The following is a 23,927-nucleotide window of genomic DNA, read 5'->3' on the forward strand; positions in this document are numbered from 1 at the left end:
TGATGTCTTACTGTCAATGGTAATGCTAATGGAAGGCGGCTGTCAATGTGACCCGGACGATCTTACTGCTGATCCTGCAAAGGTATAATTCCCAGCATATTCACCTCCATATTTTTAGAAAAAACGGATACTGCATGTAGAGGAAAGGCTCCCACTATGCGCAGTATCCGCCTACTGATATTTACTTACCCGATTGTTCCTCCATAGAAGCGGCAATTTGCATCATTTCGTCCCTAGGAAGATTTGCACTCGTAATCCGGTACTCTACTCCATCGCTCATCCAGGTCAGCGTCTGCTGCTCGTCACCGGTCAGAACCCCTGCGGTGAACCCAAGATCAATCAATGTTCCCGGAGCCAGCGATACAGTGTGGTCCAGCGGCCGTGCTTCGATGATCGTGAACTGGTATATTCCGTCATAGCGGAGGAGCACGGAATGATCCTTACTGCCTTCGATTTTATTGGAGTCTTTGAGCTTTACACCTTCCGGAATATAACCGGGTTCAATAATCCCGAAGTCGCCAAGCTCGGCAGCTGCCGGCTGATCGGCCTGCCCTCCACTCTCCGGTGTAACCACCGGATTTCCGTTCTCGTCAACCTCGGCCACCGTGCTTTTGGACGGAGTGCCTGCGGTCATATTCTTTTGCATATCAAAAGAATCCTTGGTAAATTCCGGATCGAACTTGAAGCTGTCGAACTTCACGTTGACCACAACCTTGGCTTCGGAATCGGAGACCTGCACCTGCTTCGGCTCATAGGTTTTTTTGGCGAGCCAGATTTTCTGGCGGACCAGTGCGCTGCTCTGATAATTCGCCGCTACCTCAAATACATAATTGTCGCCGTCCTCCACGAACTGGCGGTTGTTGTCGGCAACTATGCCCCGGAGCAGCGTCTGGTACAGATAGACCTGGCCTTGATTGTCGGGCCAGTCACTCTGGAAGCGGAAGCTTTTGCCAAGGCTTGGTGTAAGCACGAATACGCCCTCATCATTGCGCAGCACAATTTGCGTAACATCCTTCTGGAGGTTCGACAGGCTGATCCGGTAGTAGGAAGGATTCTTGTACCATACCTCTACCCTATACTCCTGCGGCTGCTCGCCGGTGTACAGCGTCATTGTGCCCGAGCCCTGGTAAGCCCCCTGCTTGCTCTCCAGCTTGTCAGACACATTGTTCAAATCCTTGACCACGGAAGCGGCATCCTTCTTCCCGCACCCCGCGAGCACCAGGGTCACGCTCATAATGATTGCGAGTACCCATGTAATCCGGCGCATGACATCATCCCCTTAACCTGTTTTGAAAAGCATTGATTAGTACATGTCTATGAGGGACTTGGCCGCAATATGCAGACGGGCATGACAAGCATGATGGATAATCACGGCTGCCAAGGCAACAGCAAAAAGCCTGCGCAGGGCGCAGGCTTGCTGAACTGATTATCATTGAAACGGAATGAGCTGATAGTTATAGACGGTGAAAAACCTGCCCTGGGTGAAGAAAATATCATCAAAATAGATCGCAGGCTGTTCTCCAGCTTTGAGCGGATATGCGAATGAATACAGCGTTTTGTAGCTTTTCCGGTCCAGCACGGTCAGCGCAGTTTTCGTTTCTATTCTGTTATCGGACGAAATAGAGATGTACTTATCATCCAACCGTAATCTGTAGGCTATTCCTTTTACAGATATGGGAGCAAGCGGGGTATGATTCAGTTGTTCGCCGCTGCCATTCAGTACATAGAACCCTTTATTATTGGCGAATAAGAGTTTACCATCCACGATATAGAGTCTTTTTGTTGTCGTATCAATTCCCTTTGTCCATTTCACTTTTCCGTCTGTTCCTATAGCGGCCAGCAGCGTTGTGCTCTCGGATTTCTTTATTTTGAGGATATATGTATCATTGTTAAGCTTGAGCGCTTGCTCTACTGTACTGCTCGTGTTTAGCGGATAGCTTATTTTTTTCTTGAGATTCCAGTCCAGGACGTCAAAAGATGCTGCTTTATGCTGTGTGTTATATTTGAGCGTCAATATTTCATTCTGGGCGACCCCGCTAATAAAATGGGAAGGCTGCATTTTTTCCCTCTCGAAACTTTTACTCCAGGCCACCGTACCGCTCAGATTCACTGCGTAGACCGTAGAGCTGTCTTGCACAAACATTTTATTGTTAATCAGACCTTCAATCTCCAGCGATCTGGGAAATAACACCTGCCAATTCATTGTCCCCCTGGGACTAATGGAATAGAGAAACGTTTCATCAGAGGATTGCTTCAGCCCCGCCCCAACGAGACTATACAAATTACCTGCCTTATCAAAAAAAGCACTTTCACCGAACTTGAACCCCCCATAGATCGGAAGCTGCCACTCCACCTTATTCGTCTTGGTATTGATGGTAACGATATACTCCTGAAGCATCTGCCCCTTGGCATTACGCGGATTATTGCTCAAAAGCAGTTCCTTGAAGTATAAGAGTCCGTTCGCCGTTCCCAAATAATTATAGCCATCAGTAGAAACAGGGAAGTTGATCGGGTCCAGCTGCTTGAGTTGCTGCTCCGTCCCGGCAACGGGAGTTACTGCTTCTGCAGCGGCGGGCATAGGATTCAGTGGAACAAAGACAACCAACAGTACAATTAGTAGACTTAATAATTTTTTCATTACATCTCTCCTCATATCAACCGCGCAATCTTCTCAATCTCCACGGCGGAAGCGGCGAGCTGCTGCATGGAGGCGGTGATTTCCTCCGTCGCCGCAGCCTGGCGCTCGCTCTGTCCCAGACAATCCAGCAGCGTTGCATCCATCCGGGAAATGTTCATCTTGATCCGCTCCAGGATGCCGGCGATTTCCTTGGCCGAGGCTGCGCTGGAGACGGACATTTTGCGGATCTCCTGCGCAACGATGCCGAAGCCGCGTCCATGCTCGGCGGCATGCGCAGCTTCAATGGCGGCGTTAAGGCCCAGCAGGTTGGAGTTGTCCGCTACCTTGGTAATGAAATCCAGAATCTCATCCGTCTTATGCAGCTCTTCGACAACCTTCTGGCCAAGCACCTTAAGATCGCTTACGGTATTCGCCAAATCGGTGGCAGTTCCTGCGATTTCTTCAGAGGTCATGCTAATCTCTTCAGAGGTGGTCGCCAGGGTATTAGCCGCATAGCTTAACGTTTCTTGATTGCTTAAGCTGATGCCAATCGTAAAAACACCGGTAATTGCCCCGCCCTCCCCATGAATGGGTATGGAGGATGATTTGAAGGGCCAGCCGTAGATTTCCTTCGGAATGTTGGCACTGACCTCTTCCCCTGTCTCGAGTGCCTTCCGGATTCCTCCGCTTGGCGGGACCGGCGTGCCCTCTTGAATCCGGATATCCAGCTCCGTTCCCGGGAGGTAATAAATGAACTTTTCCTTATCCGCCAAGGCGAACATGACGTCAATCGGAAATAAGCGCTGCACTAGCGGCAGTGATAGTTTCAAAGATTCCAATAGCCGTTCAATATCTGTCTCATTTTGGCTTTTCATAGCTTAGCAGCTCCCATTACAGCAAATTTTTGTGATCATTATAGCATAGGAAAAAATTCGAATCAGGGACAAGAGTTACAGCAAAAGGAGCCCGCACAAAGGCGGACTCTCCAAAGCTATTCCTGTTATATCCAATTATACTGAGAATTTTGAAATGCTCTCTTGCAGCTCTTGCGCCAGCTCGGACAACAATCTGGAAGCTGCTGCAATTTCTTCTACGCTGGCTAATTGTTCCTCTGCTGAAGCGGAGACGTCATGTGTCCCTTCGGATGATGCTACTGTAATCATATTAATCTGTTCAAAAGCAACAACCAATTCATGGGTTTCATGAGACATTCCTTGGGAGGAATCTGATACATTTCTGATCTGCTCATTGATGGCTTGAATGGACGCTTCGATTTCGGAGAAGGATTGTCCGGCGGTTCTTACTGCATGAATCCCCCGCTCAACTTCCTTCTCTCCTTGTGCCACCATCGCAATCGTCTGGCTGGTCTCCAATTGGATCGAACGAACAACCTCGGATACCCGTTTCCCGGATTCGGTTGTCTGCTCCGCCAGCTTGCGCACTTCATCCGCTACTACAGCGAAGCCCCGGCCATGCTCACCCGCTCTCGCCGCTTCGATTGCCGCATTCAGGGACAAGAGATTCGTCTGGCTGGCAATGTCCGTAATAATCGCTATGATATCGCCAATTTCTTTGGAGCTTTCCCCCAGGACACTCACCACTTTGGAGACATCACTAACATTCGCCGATACCGTAGACATTTGGTGAATCGCTGTTTCAACAGCCTGCATGCCGTCGGCGACCAAGCTGGAGGCCTGATCTACGGATTCTTTTACATGAATGGCCCGATCTGCTATCTGTGCAGCTTCCTCATCCATCTTCTGAACGAGCGCAACACTGGCTGCAATGCTGTTCACTTGCGTCTGAGCGCCTTCAGCCAATTTCTCGGTAATCGAAGCGACATGCTCGGTGGCTTGTCCGGTCTGCTCCGCACTGGCTGTCAGCTCCTCTGAAGAGGCCGCAACCTGTTCTGCATTCGTGCCTACCTCCTGAATAAGCACCCGCAAATGGTTCGCCATATTGTTGAAGGACACGGCCAAATGACCGATCTCATCTTTATTTTTAATCTCAACCGTCGTATTTCTCAAGTCACCATCGGCAATTTGAACAGCCATTTTCTGCAGCTTGAGAAGCGGATTCGATATCACCCTGCTTATTAGAATAGAAGCAACAGCCCCTATAATTAGTGCTGCGCCAGTTAATATAAGAACCAGCATTTTAATTTGCGAGACTTCATCGAAGGTGGCATCGGCCTCCGCTGTCAGATCCTTCTCTTGAAGGGTAACCAGCCGCTCTGCGGTGCTGCTGAATTTATCCAGTACAGGGCGCTGTGATTCAAGAATTTTCAAGTAGCCTTCAGTATCATTTTGCTTTTTGCTGTCTATGACCTTCATGGCCGTGATGCTATACCGGTCCTGCAGCAAATCCAGACCAGCGAGAATCTGCTTGTCGTCGCGATGAGTAATTAACGCCTTTAGCTGCTCCAGAGCCGTACCAAACTTCGTGCGCGCATCCTTAAAGGCTTCCAGGCTTTGCTCGTCGCCGTTAACCAGATAGCCATTGATGCTGGACTCCTCCGCTTCCACAGCGATTCTCATATCCTTGATTAATTGAACAGATTGAGCTTTATTCGTTAACAAATGTGTATAAGACTTATTCACCTTCGAGAGATAGGAATAGCTGCTGAAGGCTACAATGAGCAGGAGGATTAACACCAATCCAAAGCCGCTGTAGAGCTTCTTTCTTATTGTAAAGCTGCCCAGTAGTTTGCTCATTTCGCTCCCGCCCCCTTTTGACCCTGCAGCAGCTCAAGCGCCTGTGCCCGGTAATCCTTTGCCCCTTGCTCAGGGGTAGTGTTGCCCTTGAGAACGTGGTTCAGGATCAAATCAAAACTGTTTTTAATGACTACCGCACTGCCCGGCGGCGGCGGATCAATTGGTGATGAATGAGCCTTCACGTAGTCCAGCAGCTTATACTGTTGTTTGCCCGCTTCATCCAGCTTTGCAGATAGTCTTGCAGAGATCACATTCGATACAGGAATTCCGCGTTCTCCCAAGAGAATATCATTTGCCTCTGTACTGTTCACGAAGAAATCGAGAAATTTGACAGCTTCCTCGGGATATTTCGAATAGGAAGAAACCGCCAGGAACTGACCTGGTTTAATAAACCTTCCTTCTGCTTCCTTTGTTATTTTAGGATAAGGCAGCAATTTAATCGTATGGCCGGCGATTTGGCTAAGTGCCGTTGTTTGGTTGCTGAAGCTCATGTACAATGCAGACTTGCCGGTAATGAGGGGATGATTCTCATCAACAGATATAGTTTTTAATGAGTCACTGCTCACCAGGCCTTCATCCACCCACTTTTTATACAGCTTGAAATAATCGACCACCATCTGATCATCCTTGTACCCAAGATCCGTTCCCTCAGCATTGTACATCGAGACTCCCCGGGTTCTCAGGTAATGATTCACACTAATCATATTCGCTAAAGGATAAAAATCAGGCGTGGTTATCGTTTGCTTCAACTGCACAAGCGTCTTGTACAGATCATCAATCGTATAGTCTTCCGTCGGAACTGCAATGCCCGCTTTCTGGAAGAATTCAGGATCATACATCACAGCTTCGGAATTCATTCCGATATTCAAGGCGTACAGTTCCTTCCCCTTCATCCCTGGAGCCAGCGTTTCCGGTGAGATATCCGAGGTGGACAGTATCTTCTTCTCTACATAAGGAGTGAGTGGTTCAAACAGATCACGGTTAATGTAATTAAAGATAAAATCATAATCTCCCTGAATAATGTCAGCGGTCTGCTGATCGGCAGTTTCTATCGACAATTGAGTCGATACCTCGTCTGTCCCCGGGAAATCTTCCGTAGTAATTTTCACGTTGGGATGCTTTTTCATATACAGTTCAACGACCTTGAGCGTGTCTACCTTCCGCTTCTCTTTCCCCCACCAAATAAACTTCAAATTCACTTGCTGATCTTTAGGTATTTCCTTTGCCTCATTCTCCGGGCCATTGCAGCCCGCCAGCACCGATAGTGCTAAAAGACTAACTAATCCCCATAAAAATGTTCTTGATGACTTCATCCCCAACGCCCCCGCCTCTTGTTGAAATTCTTTGCAGTTTTGTGTCTAAAACTTATTTTCTATATCGGATAGCCTATACGCTTTTTGAATAACAACCTGACATGTAGAAAAAACGCAGAGAAATGTAAAATATTCACCATTAAAAATGTATATCAATCTGCCGATAATTTAACAGATCCGCTTTCAGGATGACATATATCACAGGGGAGACTTAACTACATGAGAACTACTAACGAGTTATTGAACAAAATCAGGAACGTTTCTTTGAAGGTTAAGCTTCCGGCTTTATTGAGCTTGCTTGTTGCTGCCGTGCTCCTGGCGACATCAGTTACGGTGTATTTTTTCTCATCCGATTTATTGCTCAGAAAAAGCAAGGATGAAATTAACGCCAACAGCGACCGTATCAGTGAAGGTCTGTGGACAGCAATGCAGCTCCAGGAACAGACTTCTTATGTGATTTCTGTACATAATACCTTTAAGGAACTATTGAAGCTTAGAGCAGGAGGCACTCTGCCGGATCAGGAATTCTTTTCCGCGGAAAATCCATATTTCAGTAAAGCAAATACGGTCCTGAAGGATAGCATACAAGGAACACGGGGAAGCGACTCTATGATCGTTCTCGATACCAAAGGGACTATTGTTGCAGGAACGAACGCTGAATCCATCGGGCAGTCCAGATCAGACCGTGAATACTATACGGAAACAATAAAAGGGGCCTCGTTCATCAGCGATGCGATTAAGTCTAAAACCAATGAGAAAATACTGATTGTTTTTGCCCAGCCCATCAAAGATTTGGACGGCAAGGTGCTTGGCGTGTTCGCCATGACCGTAGACAGCAGCTTTTTTGTCGATAAACTAGGGAACATTAAAATTAACGGCAGAGGTCAAATTGAGGTTCTTAGCCGGAGCGGAATTCTCTTGTATCATTCAACCGACCCGGCCAAGGTTGGGCAAAGCGGCGTGGACAGCCCGCAAATGAAGGCATTACTGGCGGTTCGCGCAACCGGTGATCTTGCAACGCAGACGGTAGACACGGCTGAGGATTATTTGCGAATTAGTAAAATTCCCAACGCAGATCTTACAATTTCGGTTACCGATTCTTATAGCGATATCAAACGTCCTGTAAACGATATGCTGAATAAGGTGTTGCTGATTACGGTTCTGGCGCTGCTTGTAGCCGTTGGCTTTGGACTATTGTTATCCCGTTCAATTACGAATCCCATCGTCAAGTTAACTAAGCTGTTCAAGACTTTAGCCCAGGGTGATTTGACCGTAGAAGCCGACGGAAAATATAAAAGCGAGTTCAAGGATCTGGCTGACAGCTTCAATAGCATGGTCCGGCAAAATAAAGCGCTAATCACCAATATGAACAACTCCATTCATGTGCTTCATACAAGCACCAATGAGCTTGAGGAAACCTCCAAGCAGACAGCCCGCTCTATTGATGAAACCTCTGTAACCTCCATGGGCATCGCCCAGGCGATGGAGCTGCAGTCCAATGACACCGAACATATCGTTGATAAGTTCTATGGATTTGGTGAGAAATTTGCGGAGATGAACAGCAAGGCTCAATCCGTTAGGGAAAGAGCAGAGGAGATTATCGAGGTCTTCCATACGAGCAATCAGGTGGTCGAGAATTTGATTGAGATCAGTGACAAGAACGAACAGGAGGTGCAAAAAATCTCGGCCATCACCGTCAAGCTCCAAGAAAGCTCCAACAGCATCAGCAATATTACCGGTGCAATCAGCCAGATTGCCAATCAGACCAATCTGCTTGCCCTTAATGCATCCATCGAAGCTTCGAGAGCCGGAGAGCATGGCCGGGGTTTTGCTGTAGTCGCCTCCGAGATTCGGAAGCTCGCTGAGCAAAGCTCGAAGCAATCGAATGAAATCTATTCCATTATTCAGCAGAATCTTGCGTTTGTAGCTGAGAATAATGACAGTGTGATGGAAATAAATAACATTTCCACTATGCAGGATAAGCTTGTAGCACAGACTCAGGAAGCATTCCAGACCATTCTCGAGAAAATCACGAACATTACGGAGCAAATAAAATCAATGGCTGACGAGGTTGCCCATATGCAGAAGGACAAGGACGGCGTTCTGGAGTCGGCGCAAAGCCTTTCGGCTACAGGCGAGGAGGTCTCCGCTTCGGTGGAGGAAGTGACTGCTACAATGATGGAGCAATCCGCTACGGTCCGCCAGTTGGCTGAAATGGTTGAAACCATTGATCAGCTCACCAAGGATCTGGCAAACGCAGCCGCAACCTTCAAGGTGGAATAACATACAAGGGGGTTCCGGCAGCCGATTCAGGGTGCCGGAACCCCCCTCTTTGCATATTCGAGCCCGCATCACTGCGGGCTATGTGCTTTTTCCTAATCGATGGGGAAATAAAGGTCCATGTAGACCGAATCCCCGTTCTTCTTCTCCTCCTCAAGCCAGAAGCGTTCCTGCTCACAGGAGGTTTTGTAGCCTCTGCTGTTCACCCACTCGGCGAGCTTCTTCCAGCCCAGCGGAATACGCTCGAAAGGATCGACCATCGGCTCAGTAATCCGCAGCATTGCATATTTGCAGCTCTCCACATGCTTGTACACAAGCCCGGTTTCCAGAACCGCTGGCTGTTCCTCTACCGCTACCCAATATTCGTAACCCCGCAGCCCTTTCTCCTGATCCTCGCCCTCGACAGGGACATCAAAACCAAAAAGTCTTGCCTCGGGCGGTATCCCTGCCTTTTCCGCCCATTCGGTTACAAAGCGGATTACTTCATCCTCCGGGTTATTGCTGATCCGAACCCCGCTCACTACATTCATTGCATCCAAGCTGCCAATTGTAACCTCACTTAAATAGTTCACCTGAAATCCTCCTCGTAATTGCTTGATTTGCTCCTTCAGCACCGGCTTGGGCGGCAAAGCGTACCTCGCGCTTCTGCACCTGCTGGGCAATTGGCCGAATTCCTGCTGAAAGGCTCTGCTGAACGTCCTCTCTGAGCTGTAGCCGTAGTCCAACGCTATGTCCAGAATTCTTTTGCCGTGCATAACATCCAGCATCGCGTAGCCTAACCGCCTCTTGCGGACATATTCCATCAGAGTGACCTCAAGGTAAATGCCAAATATCCGGTGAAAATGAAATTTGGAGAACCCTGAGAGCTGCGCACACTCCTCAATGGAAATCGGTCCTTTCAGATTTTCCTCGATGTAATCAATGGTTTTCTGCAAATGTTCTATATACCCATAATCCAAGCGCTTCACTTCCTCGTTGCAACGATTACCTTTATTATATTAATCGCTTCCATCCGGCACAGGACATTTATTGCTAAATTCAAAATGAGCATAACAAAAAAACAGATCAATCATGGTGGTATCTGACCATAATCGACCTGTTTAGTGTAACGGAAAGCGTTAATTAGGTTATATAATTCAAGCATTGTTATGCGTAAATCAGAAATCATACAGATATTCCGCTATTAGCGATCTTCACCTTTTCCTTTTTAAATACGCAAAATTATTATTCAGCCATTGTTTCTGAATGAGGACAATAGACATGACCATTGGGGTCGATAATATATTTGACGGTTGCTTCCTTATCTGAAATGACAATTGTGTATTCATTTTCTGCAAAATAATCATTTGGTTCTATACTTACTGTGACCAACCAAACTGAACCATTAATGCTATCGAATTCACTATAGAACTTTATAGTGCGCTCCAAATTATCTGAAATATCACCTGATAACTCATATTTATTTTTATAATCTCGGGCAATGCTCAAAACTATATCCAAAGTTAAATTGGTATCCATTATATTCGTAAACGTAAAATACTCCCCACCTTTCAAGAGCCTCAAGCTCATTAAAAAATGAAGGCATCCTAGATGAGGAGGTTGCCTCATGACAAATAGAGATCAACGTCAAGATGAGTGGGCGAAACGCATTGAAGCTTATAAGGCCAGCGGACTAACGATGGTGGCATGGTGCAGTGCCAATAAAGTCAATTTGGAACAATTGAAATATTGGACACGGAAACTCAAAAAAATCGCCTCGTCAGACATCGTTTCTTCGGCACGCTTTATTCCGGTTACCGTCACGGAGCTCGACGCTCCTCTTGCCACTTCTTCGCTTGTTATTCATGTCGGGCCTGCCTGCATCACCCTTCAAAAAGGATTTGACCGGCAGTTGCTTCGTGAAGTGGTAGAAGCCTTAACCTCATCATGCTGACGTTTTCAAACGCACACCCTGTCTATCTGGCTGTCGGGTCCACGGACTTGCGTAAATCAATCGATGGACTCGCTGCTCTCGTCCAAGAAGGATATGGCCTGAATCCATTCTCTCCGAGCTTGTTCGTGTTTTGCAATCGCGAGCGTAACAAGCTCAAGCTCCTCTTTTGGGAGGTCAACGGCTTCTGGCTTTTTTACCGTCGTCTGGAACACGGCACGTTTCAGTGGCCGACCGGCAATGAACAAGTTGTGACGGTCACCTCTCGCGAGCTCCGCTGGCTGCTTGACGGGCTTTCCCTTAGCCAGCGGCAAGCCCATGCAAGAGTCATGGTGGAAACCGTGATTTAGATTCGCCATTTCGTCATATAAGCATGCAGGAATCATGCCAAGAACAAACGAAATGAAACGGTATGGAAAAACGTGCGGAAATCTCACCTACAATCGAAGAACTGAAACAAAAGACGGCAAGGCAGGAACAGCAAATTGCAGAATTGTCGGCTAAGCTGAAGTGGTACGAGGAGCAGTTCCGTCTGGCGCAGCATCGGCGTTTCGGCGCGTCAAGTGAACAAACCCATCCCGATCAACTCACACTTTTCAATGAAGCGGAGGCCGAAGCGAATCCAGCGGCCCCGGAGCCGACGATGGAGACGATCACTTACAAGCGCAAGAAAACGGTCGGCGGTCGAGAAGCGAAACTCGCATCGCTGCCAGTTGAGACGATTGAATACCGGCTGAGCGAAGATGAGCAGGTTTGTTCGTGTTGCGCGGGAAAACTGCACGAAATGAGTACGGAAGTGCGGCGGGAGTTAAAGCTCATCCTTGGACGCGTTCTCTGCTTGGTTAGAAGCTCAGCGGTCGCGTGTACTGCCCAAAAGTTTGTTAGGTACGGCGATCACTTACTGTACGAACCAGTGGGAGAAGCTGAACGTATTCTTGCAGGACGGACGGCTGGAAATCGATAATAACCGCAGCGAACGCTCGATTAAGCCCGTGGTTATCGGTCGAAAAAATTTCCTGTTCAGCAATACGCCGCGCGGAGCCAAGGCCAGCGCGATCATTTACAGCATCGTGGAGACGGCTAAAGCTAACGGTCTCAAGCCACATCTGTACTTGCAGCATCTGTTTGAGCGGCTGCCACAGCTTCCCAATCCAGCAGATCCTGAAGCACTGAGCAAGCTTGTTCCCTGGTCAGCTTCATTGCCGCTTGTATACCGCGTCTATTCCAAATAAGCATCGTTCAGCTCCGTTCCATCCAATACGGGGCTATTCAGTGTTCCTTCAATACTCGTGTTTCTTGATAATAAAATCGTTTAAATGGAACTCTTTTTTGGGATTGCCCTCGGCGGACATTGAATTATCGTATCCGTTGCGTAATGTTTTACTGCGATACGATTCACCGCGCTGTCTCTAACGGCAAGTTTAAGGAGCATCCCTCTACGGTGATATGCTCCCCATACGGTAGAAAGATGAAAGAAATAAACGGGGTGTCCCTCGGATCACTTTCGTGACCTTGGGACAGCCCCTTCTAATTTTGCTAATCGGCTTTGTCTATTGTCTGCTCCGATCCCCGTCCTCCAGCATATCGAGCAGCAGAGCGGCGAGCGGAGCAGGGAATTGCACGTTTTGCGCCGCCGAAAGGAAGAGGCCGACATCCTTCTGCGGAATTTTGCTTTGGGAGATGGTTGTTGACTTCTCTGCAATCATTTTGCCATAGCTTTGATAGATTGGGGCGGTAAACAGAGTGCTCGTAAGCATGTTGACCGCCGCTTTGGGATCGACCCCACCGCGCTCGGCCATTCCTAGTGCTTCCTCCAGCGAGCGTGCGGCGGAGACGATGAGGAAGTTACCGATCAGCTTGACTAGCACGGCGGTACCGGCTCCTTCGCCGAAGTCAAAGATCCCTTTGGCTCCCATAGCCTCCAGCACCGGCCACACCCGCTCTTTCGCTTCCTGCGGACCCGCAACGGGAATCCACAACTGCCTGGCAGTTGCTGCCTCAGGCCGCCCAAAGATGGGCGCCTCAACATATACGGAGCCGTGCCGCGCGTGCAAGTCCGCCAGCTTCCTGCCCTTATCCGGCGACACCGTACTCATCGACACATGAATACCGCCCGGTCCCAGTTTCTCCAGGAAACCCTCGCTCCTGACGACGTCTTCCAATGCTTCATCGTCCCACACCAAGGTGACGACGATGCCCCCGGCCGTCACGGCGTCAGCGGGACTTCCCGCCTGCAACGCGCCCTGAGCAACGACCGGCTCCGCTTTGTCCGCGGTGCGGTTGTATACGGTCAGCGCATAACCGGCTTGGAGCAGATTGGCAGCGATGGGTAGCCCGAGCTGGCCGAGTCCGATAAAACCAATGTTTTCTCTCATGAATATAACCTCCTTCGAATTTTTAAACATTACGTTTACGTCATGATTTTAGCAAAAAAAATTAGTCACGATCATTGGCCTCGAGCCACCGCTCGAAGCGTTCGATATGAGACTGTAGTTCGGCGTGGAACTGCCCAAGCGCTTCGAGCTTCTCGTCTGTGTCGGCCATATGCCGGCGCAGCAGGCCGAGAACCTTCCGCTTCGGCTGCACTCCGCTTGGGTCCGTGAAGTAGAGCTCGATAACGTCCCGAATCTCTTCGAGGCTTAAGCCCAGCTTTTTCAACTGATCGATCTTCCGCAGACGGGCGATCGTTTCTTCCGTGTAGTAGTTATGACCGTTGCCCTCGCGCTCGCCTGAAGGAAGCAGTCCGATGCTCTCGTAGTAGCGCACCGTGCGCTGGGTAACCCCGGCCCGTTCTGTCAACTCGCCGATGCGCATGCGGTTCATGATCAATCACTCCTTCCAAGATAGAATATAACGTTAACGTCATGTTTGCATCATAGCACTTTGATTGGGCTATGTAAAGGCACACGAAATTCTGCCCGTTAGTTTAGTGGCCGCGGTCAAAAAATAACTCGCATCTACTTACGTGCGCGCGTAACTTTCAGCTACGCAAATGATCGCATGAATCCCGTCGCTTTACTAGGTGTGCGGGATTTGACGCTTACTTATATTCCCCTCTCATCATTCAAAACCTTTCCACTCAGGTGGAGGCCATTCACCAGTCCTTAATTTATATATATACCTTTGTGAAAATAAAATCTCTTCAAAAGTGTATAAATCTTTATTCTTCATGATCAGAAAGCTTGGGCGCCTAGACAAAAATGACCCGCAAGCAGGCCGCTTTTTTCAAAGTTTCCTGCTTACGGGTCGTGTATTAAGGTTCTACACACTTTCTATTCGTTTATCAGCGGATAGATTCAGCAATCTTCAGCACTTCAGCCCGGTCCAGGCCGCGGGTGTTGATGCCATACAGCACACCGTCCGCTTCCCAATCAAGGCTTCTGCCGTTCATCATTATGGCATCGGCACCGTTCACTTGCACTTTTTCCAGCTTGCCGCTGGTTGACATTTCATAAGCCGTTTCTTCATCGGAGTAGCGCAGCTGCATCGAGATTTCCTGGCCTTCCTTCTTGCTGGTGAAGTACAAATTAAGATACTTGCCGTTCACTGCTCCTTTCTCGGAGGTATAAAATTCTCCCCGGTCAAAAGCAAACCCTTCCGGCAAATATTTCGGCAGCTTAACCTTGAAGAGTGCGTATTTATCCAGCTCCGCCTGCTCCTTCGCAACGAACACATTCTCCGCCGCTTCCTTTTCGCGCTGTTCCTGTTCGCTCTTCGTAATCAGCTTATCTCCGTCAAAGTTAACAATCTGCTCTCCATTAGCGTTATAGACCTCGTCAAGCTTATCTGTATACGAGGTTATCATATTGCCGTCCTTATCATAAAGCTTGCCCTTAAGCGCCTCCGGAAACTTTGGAGACTCGCCCGGATCATATTCGCTTGCAATGATATTCCCCAAATTGACCTCCTGCAGCACTCTGCCCAGCATCTCCTGGGCAAAGGATGGTTTAACGAAGGTAACACTCACCACACCTGCCACCAGAATGGAAGCGAGGATTATGGCCGGGCGTTTGACACTGTGTCTAATTTTCATTTTTCTTTCCTCCTGTTCGTATTGGGTCCGGTTCCGTACGTTGGAGAGAACGGCCGCCCTGCTGGAAGTGCCGCTGAAATCCTTACCGGCCAGAGCCTTGCTCAGCTCCAGCAGCTCAAGATATTCCGGTGAACCGTTCCACTGGGCGGGTTCCTTATGATGAAGACCTCCGTCGATATCCCTGGAGAATCTCTCTACCGTATCTTTGGTACTCACAGCCGCTCCACACTCCCTATTTCAGATTTTAACTTTCTCATGCTTCGGTAAAGAATGACGCCGACGTTGCTCTCGGAAATCCCTGTGAGGCTGGCAATTTCCTTATTCTTCAGATCAGCCCCGAATTTCAGCGCCACAATATTCCGCTCTTTCGCACTCAGGGTGTCCAGCGCACGGCTTAACTGGCCGCTTCGTTCTCCCTCCAGCAGTTGCTCCTCCGGCACCTGTCTGCTCGAAACCAGTTCCCGGATCACCTCTAGGGGGAAGAAGCGGGTCCGCTTCAAGCTTCTGTAATAATCGTTCACTACATTTCTGGCTATGGCAAACAGCCATACCTCCAGCGGCGCTTTATCCGGGGAGTAGCTGTGCAGCTTGGACAATGTCTTTTCGAAGACCAGACTGGTCAGATCTTCGGCCGTATAACGGCAACTGACGCGGTAAGCGGTATAGTTGAATATTCTTGTATAGTACGTTTCAAAAATCGTTGTAAACAGCCTGTTTGTCACTGTAGCTGTATCAGTATCAGTATTGGTCTCTTCCTTAACGCTCTTTTGCCTAAAAGATTGTAACAATGCGCGCTCTTGCATCCTTCAAGCTCTCCTTTCCTGCATACTTTCACTTGGCCAAGTTACTTACTTCAGCTAATACGCAAGTATATACCGTTTCATTACATACGGAGGGGAATTTAATGATTTCACGAAAAAAAGAAGTGCCCGGGCAGACTGGCTCATGCAGCCTGCCCGGGCACTTCTTTGAACAATACAACCTTTACCCTTGTTTACGCTCCGTTAAATAGTACAGGAATGCTGCAATCGGCAGCGCCATTCCGATCAGAGTGGTCAACCCCCAGCCGCCGTAAGCATACGCCCAGCCCCCCAGTGAAGAGCCAATAGCTCCTCCGATGAAGAAAATCGCCATAAACAGTCCGTTCAAGCGGCCTCTCGCTTCGCTGCCGAGTGAATAAATCGCCCGTTGACCAAGCACCAAATTACCCGAAACGCCCATATCCAGCAGAATAGCCGCCAGAACCAGCAGCCCGAGAGTGACTCTGGAATCATTCTGAAACAGATAAGCGATTAAAAAAGCCGCCGCCGCAAGTATAAACGCAAGCCCGGTCAGCGGTCTCGTCCAGCCCCGGTCAGCCCATCTTCCGGCGATTGGAGCAGCGACTGCCCCAGCTACGCCGGCCAGAGCAAACAAGGCAATACCCTGCTGGGTCAGATGATACGTATCGGCCAGCCGCAAGGAAACGGTAGTCCAGAACAAGCTGAAGGTTCCGAACAGACTGGCTTGATAAATCGCCCGGCGTCGCAGCACAGGAGTGTTCTTCAGAAGAGTTCCCAGGGAACGAATCAGTCCGCCGTAGTTCATAGTAGGCACAGGCTGCCGTTTGGGAAGAACGCGGGATAACAGAAGAGTCAACAGTGCAATCACTACAGCGGATATAGCAAAGATTGCATGCCAGCCCCAAAGGCCGGAGACAAAGCTTGCCAGCGGGCGGGCGAACATAATACCGAGCAGCAGGCCGCTCATCACATTGCCCACTACGCGTCCGCGATGCTCTTCAGCAGCTAAATATGAAGCATATGGCACCAGAACCTGTGCGGCCACAGAGCCGAGACCGATGAACAGAGCGGCTGCCAGAAAGATCGGTGCATTGGGGGCCATTGTAGCCACAACCAGGGCAACGAACACGACAAGCAGCGAGGCCACCGTCAAACGGCGATTTTCAATGATATCGCTAAGCGGAACCACAAACAACAGACCAATTACATAGCCAATCTGCGTCAGCGTCACAATCAGACCTGCTGCACCGGAAGAGAGATGTGTAGCTTCGCTGATCGGTCCAACCAGCGTCTGGGCATAGTACAGATTAGCTACAATAAGTCCGCAGGATGCCGCCAGCAGAAAAGTGATCCAGCCGGGCATGGTTTTACTTTCCGCACGCTCCTTCGCATGGTTCACACGGTTCACTTGATTTACCTGATTCATAGAAATTCCACCTTTCACTTTTAAATACTGAACGTTTGGTTTATTAATTATGGCTTTATAATATACTGAACGTACAGTTTTGTAAATAGGCAAATACAAATAATTTATTTGGCCGTCTACTTTCTACAGCTAATCCTTTGTTAGACTGGCAAACTTGATGCATTATTTTGTATAATGTACGTATAGTTTCTTTATTAAGCCGGTTGGGAAGAGTATATTCGATCAGGAGGTATGACTTATGGATAAAAAAAGAGGACGTCCACGGAATAATGAAGCGGAGGCTTCCATTCTTGCGGCTTCATATGATTTGCTGCTGGAGGCGGGATTTGGAGCGGTGACTGTAGAGAAAATTGCAGAACGGGCTAAAGTCAGCAAAGCTACCATCTATAAATGGTGGCCTAACAAAGCGGCCGTAGTAATGGACGGCTACTTGTCCGCCGCTTCCGCCAGACTTCCAGTGCCGGACACTGGTTCAGTGCAGGAGGATATTAGAATACATGCGACGAATCTGACCCATTTTCTGTGCAGCCGTGAAGGAAAGGTGATTACCGAGCTGATTGGCGAAGGACAATTCGATACCGGCCTTGCCGAGGCTTACCGGACGAGATTTTTTGCACCGCGCCGTCAAGAGGCAAGACAATTGCTGGAGCGTGGCGTAGCCCGTGGGGAACTGAAAGAGGATCTGGATATTGCCTGCAGTATTGATCTTATGTATGGACCGATATTTTACCGGCTTCTGATTACAGGGGATACACTGGATGGAGAATTTGTAGACAAGCTGCTTGCGTTAGCGTTCGGAGGGACTGGAGTGTAGCGGCTCTTCTCTTGTATATTCATTGATCAGTTCGTCCAGCTTCATGGATTGCTTGATCACTTTCGGATGCAGCAGCCCATAGATTGCTTCCATCTCATTCAGCTTCCTGCGCTCCGCTTCAATGCGCTTCTGAATGATATCCAAATTATTCATCTACAAAACCTCCTTTAGGTATTTTAGAAGGTTATGTAAAACTAGAAGATATCATTGGAAGTGCAGTACAGAATAACAAAAAACCACCGGAAAACAAGGGTATGCCTTCTCCGGTGGTTTTGCTTTGTCATGAATATCTGGAGTGCTTAAGAGCTTGGTTTGATCGAGATTCCCAGCTTGTTCAGATACGGATTAAGCTGTTCGATAAGCTGTTCCTGGTTTTTCTTATCTGCGTCTGACAGACGATCCATATGAATGCTGCCATCCGGGTCCGTAACTTTATCATTCATATCCTTCAACTCGCCGATTAATTGCTCGACCTGTGCCAGTTCTTTCCCGCTGAAGGTTTGCTGCGCTTTGGCAAGCTGCTCATCCCAGAACGCGCCGGGGTTAAGCTGCTCCACCGGTTCTTGCGATGTTCCGCCTTCAATCAGTTTGGCAAAGTAAGGCTCAAGCTCTGCAGTCAGCCTATTATAGCTCTTCCGGTCAGCAGCGCTTAACTTCTCGGGGTGAAGGCTGCCTGCCTTATCCGCCATTTTCAGATTGAAGCCGCCAAGCTCATGCAGCAAGGAAGATAGTGCGCTGAAGTCCTCCTTGCTCAGGCTCATCTGTGCCTGCTGCAGCTTGGCTTCAAGCTTCTCATACTGCTCAAGCGTGCCTACGTTTTGAATAAAGTTATCCTTTGAGCCATACATGGAATCAGCCAAATAATTGTATCCTGCATAGACTCCAGTCGGGATGATAAGCGATGCCGCTATTATCGTAGCTATTAGCCATTTCTTCATATGTCTTCCCCCTTGTCCGGGTGTGGTCCGCTCTAGGATCTTCCCCTTCAGTTCCGGTGGGGCGCTCCAGCCTTCAGCTTCTTCCAGTAGCGTCCGCCGCAGGTTCTCCTCAAGACTCATGCAGATCCTCCACCTTCCCTATTCTAATAGTGTCAGCCTTATGCTTCCGGCGCAGCTTCTGCAGTGCAGCATGAATTCGGGATTTGACAGTTCCAAGCGGGATATTCAGTATTGCGGCAATCTCTTCCTGGGAGTACTCCTCCAGGTAATGCAGAATAATAACCTGTTTCAGCTTGTACGGCAACCGGTTCACCTTGTCGAGCAGAGCACGGCTGGATAAACGGTCAATGACCTCGCCGGCGAAATCATTTTCTATGACCAGGCCAGTCTGCTCAGCTTTCTGCATAATCCTGAAATGCCTCCAGCCCTTTCGCCGGTAAGCATGAATCTGCCGCATGACCAGTCCCATCAGCCAAGGCCTGAAGTCCCGCATCCCGTCATACTGCCCCAACGAGCGGTGCAGCTCAATATAGATTTCCTGTACCACATCGTCAGCATCGGAAGGCTCGGAAACGAGGAAACGCACGGTTCTGTAGACATCGCGAACAGTCGCTTCGTATAACTCACCATATGCTTCACGGCTGCCGGCTAGCGTGAGCGCAATGAGCTGCGAATATTCAGCTGTATTCTCCATCCGTCATTCCCCCTTCTGGCTTACACTATGTATTGGCAGGAAGCGTTATTTTCGTTCGATTTATTTTTGGCGAGGGGCGCACCACACAAAAAAACAAGACCTCCCTTTATGGAAAGTCTTCTAATGTTACTTATCCGATTCACTCCTTCAAGCCGGATTCTTCACAGCTTAATCTTCGCAAGCAATGCAACCAGCTGCTGCTTCTCCTCCGGTGCGAACTCCTCATAGACTGCTGCCAGCAGTGTTCTTGAGATCTCCTCAAATATCGGCTGAAGCTCCCGGCCCTTGGGAGTAAGCGACAAGCGGAAAATCCGTCCATCCATCTGGTCCTGCTCCCGTTTCACGTATTCGAGACGCACTAATTTATCTACCAATACCGTGATTGTGGACTTGTCCTTATCAATGGAACAGGAAAGCTGGTTCATCGTAATGTCTTCCCGGGCAAACAGCTGATACAGAATGTCTCCGTGCGAAGGCGCTATGCCATGAAGATTATGTTTCTTAAGTTCACGCTCAATAAACTTGTTCCCACGCCGGTGAATATGACCGATAGTAGCCAAAATATTATTTTCATTCATTCCCCCATGTTAAATTTATACAAAATATGTGTCAACCCCCTTCCTTTTCAACTCCTAAAAATCAAAATCGGACGAGCAGTGTACATTCTGTGAATTTTAACTAAAAAATTAGTTTTATATAAAAATTTCTTTGATTTTTGTGACTTTTATCACACCTGTTGTGAAATTTTTCACTTATCATGAAGGTGTCGAAGATGATCATCCGATAACACAAACAAAGAGAAACCTGGAGGAGTGGAGATAATGTTCAACAACTGGTTCCGCAACAATAAGGCAGCAATGGTGCTGCTCACTATAGTACGCATTTACGTAGGTTACCAATGGATTGAGGCCGGCTGGCATAAGCTGACCGGAGGATTTGATGCTTCAGGCTTCCTGAAAGGAGCCATTGCCAAGAGTGTCGGTGAAGATGCCTCTGTACAGACCTGGTGGGCCAATTTTCTCCAGCATGCCGCACTGCCGAATGTGAGCTTCTTCAATGTTCTCATTCCTTACGGTGAGTTTCTTGTAGGACTTGGGCTGATCCTGGGTACGTTCACTACCTTCGCCGCGCTGATGGGACTTGTCATGAACGCTTCCTACCTGCTCTCGGGTACGGTCAGCACCAACGTACAGCTTCTGCTGATGGAAGTCATCATCATTGTCTCCGCCGCCAATGCCGGCAAGATCGGCTTGGATTACTGGGTGCTGCCATACCTGCGCAAGCTCTTCGGCAAAAAAAATCAAAATGTCACTTTTAACTCTGCTGCACCCGCTTCGGCAATGAAGCGTTCCGTATAAATGAAGCATAATCCTATAATGACCCGCAGGCAAGGACAGCACTAGCGTCCTTCTCTGCGGGTCATTGTCATGCTGTGACAACTCCAATCACAAAGCCATCGTACCCTTTGCTGCCTACTGTCTGCAGTGCAGTTGCCTCTATCCGCGGCTCGGCCGACAGCAGATCCATAAATTGACGAATGCCTTGCACCCGTTCATCCGTACTGCCCGCTTGAATGACCTCACCTTCACGTACCACATTGTCGGCTATAATCACCGCTCCCGGACGGGCCAGCTTCAGCGCCCACTTCAGGTAATGCGGATTGTTCGGTTTATCGGCATCAATAAAGATGAAGTCAAAAGAATTAACCCCCCGGGCCTCAAGTGCCGCCAGAGTCTCAAGTGCCGGGCCTTCAATCACTTCAGCTTTACCTTCCAGCTTCGCTAATCTCAGATTGTCCTCAGCCACGGCAACATGCTTATGTTCAGATTCAAGCGAGACCAGTTTTCCCTCTTCCGGCAAGGCCCGGGCCAGCCAGATCGTGCTGTAGCCGCCCAGCGTGCCGATCTCCAGAATATTTGCCGCCCCTCTCATCTTAGCCAGCAGATACAGCAGCTTCCCTTGATTGGGTGCAACATCAATCGCCGGCAATCCGGCGCCTGCATTCGCAGCCAGTACAGCAGCCAGTACCGAGTCGGTTGCCAGCAGCTTGTCATTGAAATACTCATCGACCTTGCTCCATGTGTTCAATTCTCCCATTTCGTTTACCTCCTTATTGGATCTGCCTTTAATATAGTTTAAAATAATTCATAATACTAATATATGTTTTTGTATAATACATAAATTTTGATTATATAAGGAGGAGAAACTCATCAATATTCATGCTCTGAGACTTTTTTATTATGTTGCCGAGACAGGAAGCGTCACTAAGGCGGCAGCCCGGCTCAACATCAGCCAGCCGGCAGTTACCAGCCAGATCAAAAAATTCGAGAAGGACTTGGGTCTGACCCTGTTTAATCCCCGTGGACGGGGAATTTCGCTTACTCCGTTTGGGGTAGAGCTCGCGAAGCAGGCAAGTAATTTCTTCACCTACGAGGAACAAATTGATGCATTTGTGGAGGATTACCGCCAGGGCAGAAAAGGAAAGCTCCGCATTGCCGCCACCTACCTTCCGGCGAACTTCCTGATTCCCGGCTGGGCTGCAAGGTTCAAGGCCGGACATCCCGAGATTGAAATGGTGATTACAACAACCAATTCCCAGCAGGCTTTTGAACAATTGAAGCGGCATGAAGCCGACGTTGCCTTTTATGGAGGGGGAGCCCGGGACAAGCCGGAAGATATCGACTGGATGGGGCTTTTTGAGGATGAGCTGTGGTTCGTGGTCTCTCCATCCCACCCCTATGCAAACCGTACGGTGTCACTGACGGAAATGATGCTGGAGCCGTTCATTATGCGTGAGGAAGGCAGCTCGACAAGGGCACGTCTTGTCTCCTTATGCACGACCTATGGGCTGAAGCCGCCGCAGGTCACTTTGCAATTCAGCGGTCTAGGCGAAGCTATTCGTTCGGTGATGGCCGGATACGGGGCAAACTTCATCTCCTCTCTGGCAGTGCGTGAATATGTGGAACGGAGGCAACTGTCCCGTGTGCGGGTAGAGGGCATTCAGCTAAGCAATCATATTGCCATCTGTACACGCAGCAATGAATCTCTGCCCGCAGCGCTGCAGCAATTTATTGAAATCTGCCGCAACTTCCCGCCCGATCTGTAGCGAACGAGCCACCGTCTTCCTGCACAACACAAATGTAACAGACTTGTCTTCTTATCGTTAACAGATTTTGGCCCCGGAGCGGATGTTTTACAGTATAATTGAACAGATTGGAACTTGTAGACTCTGGAGGTTATTCTGTGAAAAAAATTCTAGCCGCTTCCGCACTCGCCCTGCTCATTGCCGGATGTGCGGCAGCTCCCGATATAGATACGATTTCTGCCGCCTCACCGCTCACGCTGACAATAGACGGACAAGCGGTCCTCCCCCAGCTTCATCCCTTCACTTCCGCAAAGCTCTTGTATGTTCCTGCAAGGGCGCTGCTGGAATATTATCCATTTGAACTGAAGTGGGATAATACCCACAAAAAACTCACCCTAACCAATAACAGTTCCCAAACGATTCTTACGCCCGGCAGCGCAGCCATACAAGTCAGCTATACGCAGACGGACGGTAGTTATGAGGATGTACAGGAAGGTCCTGTTCTTTTGAGGGGAGGGCATGTGTATATTCCTGCCAGAACAGTGGAGCAGCTCACCGGGGCCGAACCCAAGCTTACAGCTTCTGGAAATGGAGTATCCATTACGTCTGGAGATGTCAGCACAACCAAGCGGATTCCCAAAGAGCCGCTTGCGGTTGCAGCAGGCAACTCCCGGGTTAAGCTATACACTGCACTGAAGGACGGCAACACCTATAAAGGATTCATACTTGAAGTAAATGGCAAGAAACACAGCTTCAAATGGGAAGCGCCGCGACTTGTCAGTTATCCGCCGGAGCTGATCTATGCCGATGTAGATAATGACGGGAAGCCGGAAGCCACGGTGATATTCACCCTTGGCACAGGAACCGGAATCGTTCAGCAGGAGATCCATGTCGTCAAGCCGGAGCAGTGGAAGGAGCTTGTGGTGCCTGCTGCGGAAAAAGCCGCCACTGATGCCGTATCCTCCACAATTTCGCTCGATCATAACGATGTGCTGGTCCGGCTTGAGCTTGCAGGTGCTTCTCCTTCGAAGGTTACGCTAAGACTTCCTGGCCGCGCCGGAGATGGCGGACTCGATTACTTCGGCACCAAGGCAGGAATTGGAGCAGTTACCTATTATAAAGTGGAGAATGGGAAGCTGAAGGCGGAGACGAGCGTAAATGTTGGATTGACAGAGAGTATAGGTACTCTGAAGCTGGACTACAAGCTAGGCAGCACAGGAATGGTACTGGATACGATAACATTCGAACCGGATGATACCAACAAACAGTACGTTGAAAAGTAGGACTACATAGAGCAAAGC

24 protein-coding genes and 2 pseudogenes are annotated in these 23,927 nt (G+C 48.9%); 9 read left to right on the forward strand and 17 right to left on the reverse strand.

Features of this window, described 5'->3' with window-relative positions; all coding sequences use genetic code 11:
* Positions 1–181: 181 nt before the first annotated feature.
* The 5 genes from AC0LWN_RS15830 to AC0LWN_RS15850 all read right to left on the reverse strand — a co-directional run bounded on the left by AC0LWN_RS15830 (position 182) and on the right by AC0LWN_RS15850 (position 6,644).
* Positions 182–1,267 (reverse strand): outer membrane lipoprotein-sorting protein, encoded by a 1,086-nt coding sequence (locus AC0LWN_RS15830; RefSeq protein ID WP_474666877.1) that lies wholly within the window; start codon positions 1,265–1,267, stop codon positions 182–184.
* A 162-nt stretch (positions 1,268–1,429) separates the two neighbouring features.
* Positions 1,430–2,638, reverse strand: coding sequence for a hypothetical protein (locus AC0LWN_RS15835; RefSeq protein ID WP_474666879.1), 1,209 nt, complete (start codon positions 2,636–2,638; stop codon positions 1,430–1,432).
* Between the two features lie 11 nt (positions 2,639–2,649).
* Positions 2,650–3,492: a methyl-accepting chemotaxis protein gene (locus AC0LWN_RS15840; RefSeq protein ID WP_458964579.1), complete on the reverse strand. Its 843-nt coding sequence runs from the start codon at positions 3,490–3,492 to the stop codon at positions 2,650–2,652.
* 135 nt (positions 3,493–3,627) lie between these two features.
* Positions 3,628–5,331, reverse strand: coding sequence for a methyl-accepting chemotaxis protein (locus tag AC0LWN_RS15845; RefSeq protein WP_474666881.1), 1,704 nt, complete (start codon positions 5,329–5,331; stop codon positions 3,628–3,630).
* A complete protein-coding gene (locus AC0LWN_RS15850; protein WP_474666883.1) occupies positions 5,328–6,644 on the reverse strand; it encodes an ABC transporter substrate-binding protein in 1,317 nt (438 codons plus the stop codon). Before AC0LWN_RS15850 ends, AC0LWN_RS15845 begins: the two co-directional genes overlap by 4 nt.
* A gap of 219 nt (positions 6,645–6,863) precedes the next feature.
* Between AC0LWN_RS15850 and AC0LWN_RS15855 the strand changes: the two genes are divergently transcribed.
* A complete protein-coding gene (locus AC0LWN_RS15855; RefSeq protein ID WP_474666885.1) occupies positions 6,864–8,927 on the forward strand; it encodes a methyl-accepting chemotaxis protein in 2,064 nt (687 codons plus the stop codon).
* A 92-nt stretch (positions 8,928–9,019) separates the two neighbouring features.
* On the opposite strand, the gene AC0LWN_RS15860 is transcribed toward AC0LWN_RS15855, so the two are convergent.
* Both AC0LWN_RS15860 and AC0LWN_RS15865 read right to left on the reverse strand, forming a co-directional pair.
* A complete protein-coding gene (locus AC0LWN_RS15860; RefSeq protein ID WP_474666887.1) occupies positions 9,020–9,883 on the reverse strand; it encodes an AraC family transcriptional regulator in 864 nt (287 codons plus the stop codon).
* A gap of 265 nt (positions 9,884–10,148) precedes the next feature.
* Positions 10,149–10,493, reverse strand: coding sequence for a hypothetical protein (locus AC0LWN_RS15865; protein WP_474666889.1), 345 nt, complete (start codon positions 10,491–10,493; stop codon positions 10,149–10,151).
* Between the two features lie 37 nt (positions 10,494–10,530).
* Here AC0LWN_RS15865 and tnpA point away from each other — a divergent pair, with 37 nt between their 5' ends.
* The 4 genes and pseudogenes from tnpA to AC0LWN_RS15885 all read left to right on the forward strand — a co-directional run.
* Positions 10,531–10,857 carry an IS66 family insertion sequence element accessory protein TnpA gene (gene tnpA / locus AC0LWN_RS15870; RefSeq protein WP_474666891.1) on the forward strand — a complete coding sequence of 109 codons (327 nt, stop codon included), beginning with the start codon at positions 10,531–10,533 and terminating at the stop codon, positions 10,855–10,857.
* Positions 10,851–11,204 carry an IS66 family insertion sequence element accessory protein TnpB gene (gene tnpB, locus AC0LWN_RS15875; protein ID WP_458964586.1) on the forward strand — a complete coding sequence of 118 codons (354 nt, stop codon included), beginning with the start codon at positions 10,851–10,853 and terminating at the stop codon, positions 11,202–11,204. Before tnpA ends, tnpB begins: the two co-directional genes overlap by 7 nt.
* A gap of 62 nt (positions 11,205–11,266) precedes the next feature.
* A pseudogene (locus AC0LWN_RS15880) lies at positions 11,267–11,518 on the forward strand (transposase domain-containing protein); the annotation flags it as partial.
* Between the two features lie 157 nt (positions 11,519–11,675).
* Positions 11,676–12,086: pseudogene (locus AC0LWN_RS15885) on the forward strand (IS66 family transposase); the annotation flags it as partial.
* A gap of 318 nt (positions 12,087–12,404) precedes the next feature.
* Here AC0LWN_RS15885 and AC0LWN_RS15890 read toward each other — a convergent pair.
* The 5 genes from AC0LWN_RS15890 to AC0LWN_RS15910 form a co-directional block, all read right to left on the reverse strand.
* The gene (locus AC0LWN_RS15890) at positions 12,405–13,229 is read right to left on the reverse strand and encodes an NAD(P)-dependent oxidoreductase (RefSeq protein WP_474666893.1); all 825 of its coding nucleotides are present in this window, start codon (positions 13,227–13,229) and stop codon (positions 12,405–12,407) included.
* A 61-nt stretch (positions 13,230–13,290) separates the two neighbouring features.
* Positions 13,291–13,677: a MerR family transcriptional regulator gene (locus AC0LWN_RS15895; protein ID WP_458964588.1), complete on the reverse strand. Its 387-nt coding sequence runs from the start codon at positions 13,675–13,677 to the stop codon at positions 13,291–13,293.
* Positions 13,678–14,137: 460 nt separating this feature from the next.
* Positions 14,138–15,103 (reverse strand): DUF4367 domain-containing protein, encoded by a 966-nt coding sequence (locus AC0LWN_RS15900; protein WP_474666896.1) that lies wholly within the window; start codon positions 15,101–15,103, stop codon positions 14,138–14,140.
* Complete coding sequence (locus tag AC0LWN_RS15905) at positions 15,100–15,690, reverse strand: sigma-70 family RNA polymerase sigma factor (protein WP_474666898.1); 591 nt, start codon at positions 15,688–15,690, stop codon at positions 15,100–15,102. The genes AC0LWN_RS15900 and AC0LWN_RS15905 overlap by 4 nt, the downstream gene beginning before the upstream one ends.
* A 181-nt stretch (positions 15,691–15,871) precedes the next feature.
* Positions 15,872–17,032 carry an MFS transporter gene (locus AC0LWN_RS15910; RefSeq protein WP_474667125.1) on the reverse strand — a complete coding sequence of 387 codons (1,161 nt, stop codon included), beginning with the start codon at positions 17,030–17,032 and terminating at the stop codon, positions 15,872–15,874.
* 301 nt (positions 17,033–17,333) lie between these two features.
* Here AC0LWN_RS15910 and AC0LWN_RS15915 point away from each other — a divergent pair, with 301 nt between their 5' ends.
* The gene (locus AC0LWN_RS15915; protein WP_474666900.1) at positions 17,334–17,909 is read left to right on the forward strand and encodes a TetR/AcrR family transcriptional regulator; all 576 of its coding nucleotides are present in this window, start codon (positions 17,334–17,336) and stop codon (positions 17,907–17,909) included.
* On the opposite strand, the gene AC0LWN_RS15920 is transcribed toward AC0LWN_RS15915, so the two are convergent.
* The 4 genes from AC0LWN_RS15920 to AC0LWN_RS15935 all read right to left on the reverse strand — a co-directional run bounded on the left by AC0LWN_RS15920 (position 17,883) and on the right by AC0LWN_RS15935 (position 20,119).
* Entirely contained in the window at positions 17,883–18,062 is a 180-nt protein-coding gene (locus tag AC0LWN_RS15920; protein WP_474666902.1) for an aspartyl-phosphate phosphatase Spo0E family protein, read from the reverse strand. The genes AC0LWN_RS15915 and AC0LWN_RS15920 overlap by 27 nt on opposite strands.
* A 146-nt stretch (positions 18,063–18,208) precedes the next feature.
* Positions 18,209–18,967, reverse strand: a complete 759-nt coding sequence (locus AC0LWN_RS15925; protein ID WP_474666904.1) for a DUF3600 domain-containing protein — start codon at positions 18,965–18,967, stop codon at positions 18,209–18,211.
* A complete protein-coding gene (locus AC0LWN_RS15930; protein WP_474666906.1) occupies positions 18,957–19,541 on the reverse strand; it encodes a sigma-70 family RNA polymerase sigma factor in 585 nt (194 codons plus the stop codon). The genes AC0LWN_RS15925 and AC0LWN_RS15930 overlap by 11 nt, the downstream gene beginning before the upstream one ends.
* 161 nt (positions 19,542–19,702) lie before the next feature.
* Positions 19,703–20,119 (reverse strand): MarR family winged helix-turn-helix transcriptional regulator, encoded by a 417-nt coding sequence (locus AC0LWN_RS15935; protein WP_458964595.1) that lies wholly within the window; start codon positions 20,117–20,119, stop codon positions 19,703–19,705.
* 243 nt (positions 20,120–20,362) lie between these two features.
* Between AC0LWN_RS15935 and AC0LWN_RS15940 the strand changes: the two genes are divergently transcribed.
* Entirely contained in the window at positions 20,363–20,899 is a 537-nt protein-coding gene (locus tag AC0LWN_RS15940) for a DoxX family protein (protein WP_474666909.1), read from the forward strand.
* Between the two features lie 67 nt (positions 20,900–20,966).
* On the opposite strand, the gene AC0LWN_RS15945 is transcribed toward AC0LWN_RS15940, so the two are convergent.
* Positions 20,967–21,638 carry an O-methyltransferase gene (locus AC0LWN_RS15945; RefSeq protein ID WP_474666911.1) on the reverse strand — a complete coding sequence of 224 codons (672 nt, stop codon included), beginning with the start codon at positions 21,636–21,638 and terminating at the stop codon, positions 20,967–20,969.
* 112 nt (positions 21,639–21,750) lie between these two features.
* On the opposite strand from AC0LWN_RS15945, the gene AC0LWN_RS15950 reads away from it, so the two are divergent.
* Together AC0LWN_RS15950 and AC0LWN_RS15955 are read left to right on the forward strand one after the other, a co-directional pair.
* Positions 21,751–22,647, forward strand: a complete 897-nt coding sequence (locus AC0LWN_RS15950) for a LysR substrate-binding domain-containing protein (RefSeq protein ID WP_474667127.1) — start codon at positions 21,751–21,753, stop codon at positions 22,645–22,647.
* A 137-nt stretch (positions 22,648–22,784) separates the two neighbouring features.
* Positions 22,785–23,909 (forward strand): stalk domain-containing protein, encoded by a 1,125-nt coding sequence (locus AC0LWN_RS15955; protein ID WP_474666913.1) that lies wholly within the window; start codon positions 22,785–22,787, stop codon positions 23,907–23,909.
* Positions 23,910–23,927: the final 18 nt, after the last annotated feature.

It is taken from the genome of Paenibacillus sp. sgz302115, from assembly GCF_056120445.1.

Bases quoted from the DNA above. Each gene is read 5' to 3' on its own strand.
- AC0LWN_RS15830 (WP_474666877.1), bottom strand. From the start codon at position 1,267: ATGCGCCGGATTACATGGGTACTCGCAATCATTATGAGCGTGACCCTG.
- AC0LWN_RS15835 (WP_474666879.1), bottom strand. From the start codon at position 2,638: ATGAAAAAATTATTAAGTCTACTAATTGTACTGTTGGTTGTCTTTGTT.
- AC0LWN_RS15840 (WP_458964579.1), bottom strand. From the start codon at position 3,492: ATGAAAAGCCAAAATGAGACAGATATTGAACGGCTATTGGAATCTTTG.
- AC0LWN_RS15845 (WP_474666881.1), bottom strand. From the start codon at position 5,331: ATGAGCAAACTACTGGGCAGCTTTACAATAAGAAAGAAGCTCTACAGC.
- AC0LWN_RS15850 (WP_474666883.1), bottom strand. From the start codon at position 6,644: ATGAAGTCATCAAGAACATTTTTATGGGGATTAGTTAGTCTTTTAGCA.
- AC0LWN_RS15855 (WP_474666885.1), top strand. From the start codon at position 6,864: ATGAGAACTACTAACGAGTTATTGAACAAAATCAGGAACGTTTCTTTG.
- AC0LWN_RS15865 (WP_474666889.1), bottom strand. From the start codon at position 10,493: ATGAGCTTGAGGCTCTTGAAAGGTGGGGAGTATTTTACGTTTACGAAT.
- tnpA (WP_474666891.1), top strand. From the start codon at position 10,531: ATGACAAATAGAGATCAACGTCAAGATGAGTGGGCGAAACGCATTGAA.
- tnpB (WP_458964586.1), top strand. From the start codon at position 10,851: ATGCTGACGTTTTCAAACGCACACCCTGTCTATCTGGCTGTCGGGTCC.
- AC0LWN_RS15890 (WP_474666893.1), bottom strand. From the start codon at position 13,229: ATGAGAGAAAACATTGGTTTTATCGGACTCGGCCAGCTCGGGCTACCC.
- AC0LWN_RS15895 (WP_458964588.1), bottom strand. From the start codon at position 13,677: ATGAACCGCATGCGCATCGGCGAGTTGACAGAACGGGCCGGGGTTACC.
- AC0LWN_RS15905 (WP_474666898.1), bottom strand. From the start codon at position 15,690: ATGCAAGAGCGCGCATTGTTACAATCTTTTAGGCAAAAGAGCGTTAAG.
- AC0LWN_RS15910 (WP_474667125.1), bottom strand. From the start codon at position 17,032: ATGCCCGGCTGGATCACTTTTCTGCTGGCGGCATCCTGCGGACTTATT.
- AC0LWN_RS15915 (WP_474666900.1), top strand. From the start codon at position 17,334: ATGGATAAAAAAAGAGGACGTCCACGGAATAATGAAGCGGAGGCTTCC.
- AC0LWN_RS15920 (WP_474666902.1), bottom strand. From the start codon at position 18,062: ATGAATAATTTGGATATCATTCAGAAGCGCATTGAAGCGGAGCGCAGG.
- AC0LWN_RS15925 (WP_474666904.1), bottom strand. From the start codon at position 18,967: ATGAGTCTTGAGGAGAACCTGCGGCGGACGCTACTGGAAGAAGCTGAA.
- AC0LWN_RS15930 (WP_474666906.1), bottom strand. From the start codon at position 19,541: ATGGAGAATACAGCTGAATATTCGCAGCTCATTGCGCTCACGCTAGCC.
- AC0LWN_RS15935 (WP_458964595.1), bottom strand. From the start codon at position 20,119: ATGAATGAAAATAATATTTTGGCTACTATCGGTCATATTCACCGGCGT.
- AC0LWN_RS15940 (WP_474666909.1), top strand. From the start codon at position 20,363: ATGTTCAACAACTGGTTCCGCAACAATAAGGCAGCAATGGTGCTGCTC.
- AC0LWN_RS15945 (WP_474666911.1), bottom strand. From the start codon at position 21,638: ATGGGAGAATTGAACACATGGAGCAAGGTCGATGAGTATTTCAATGAC.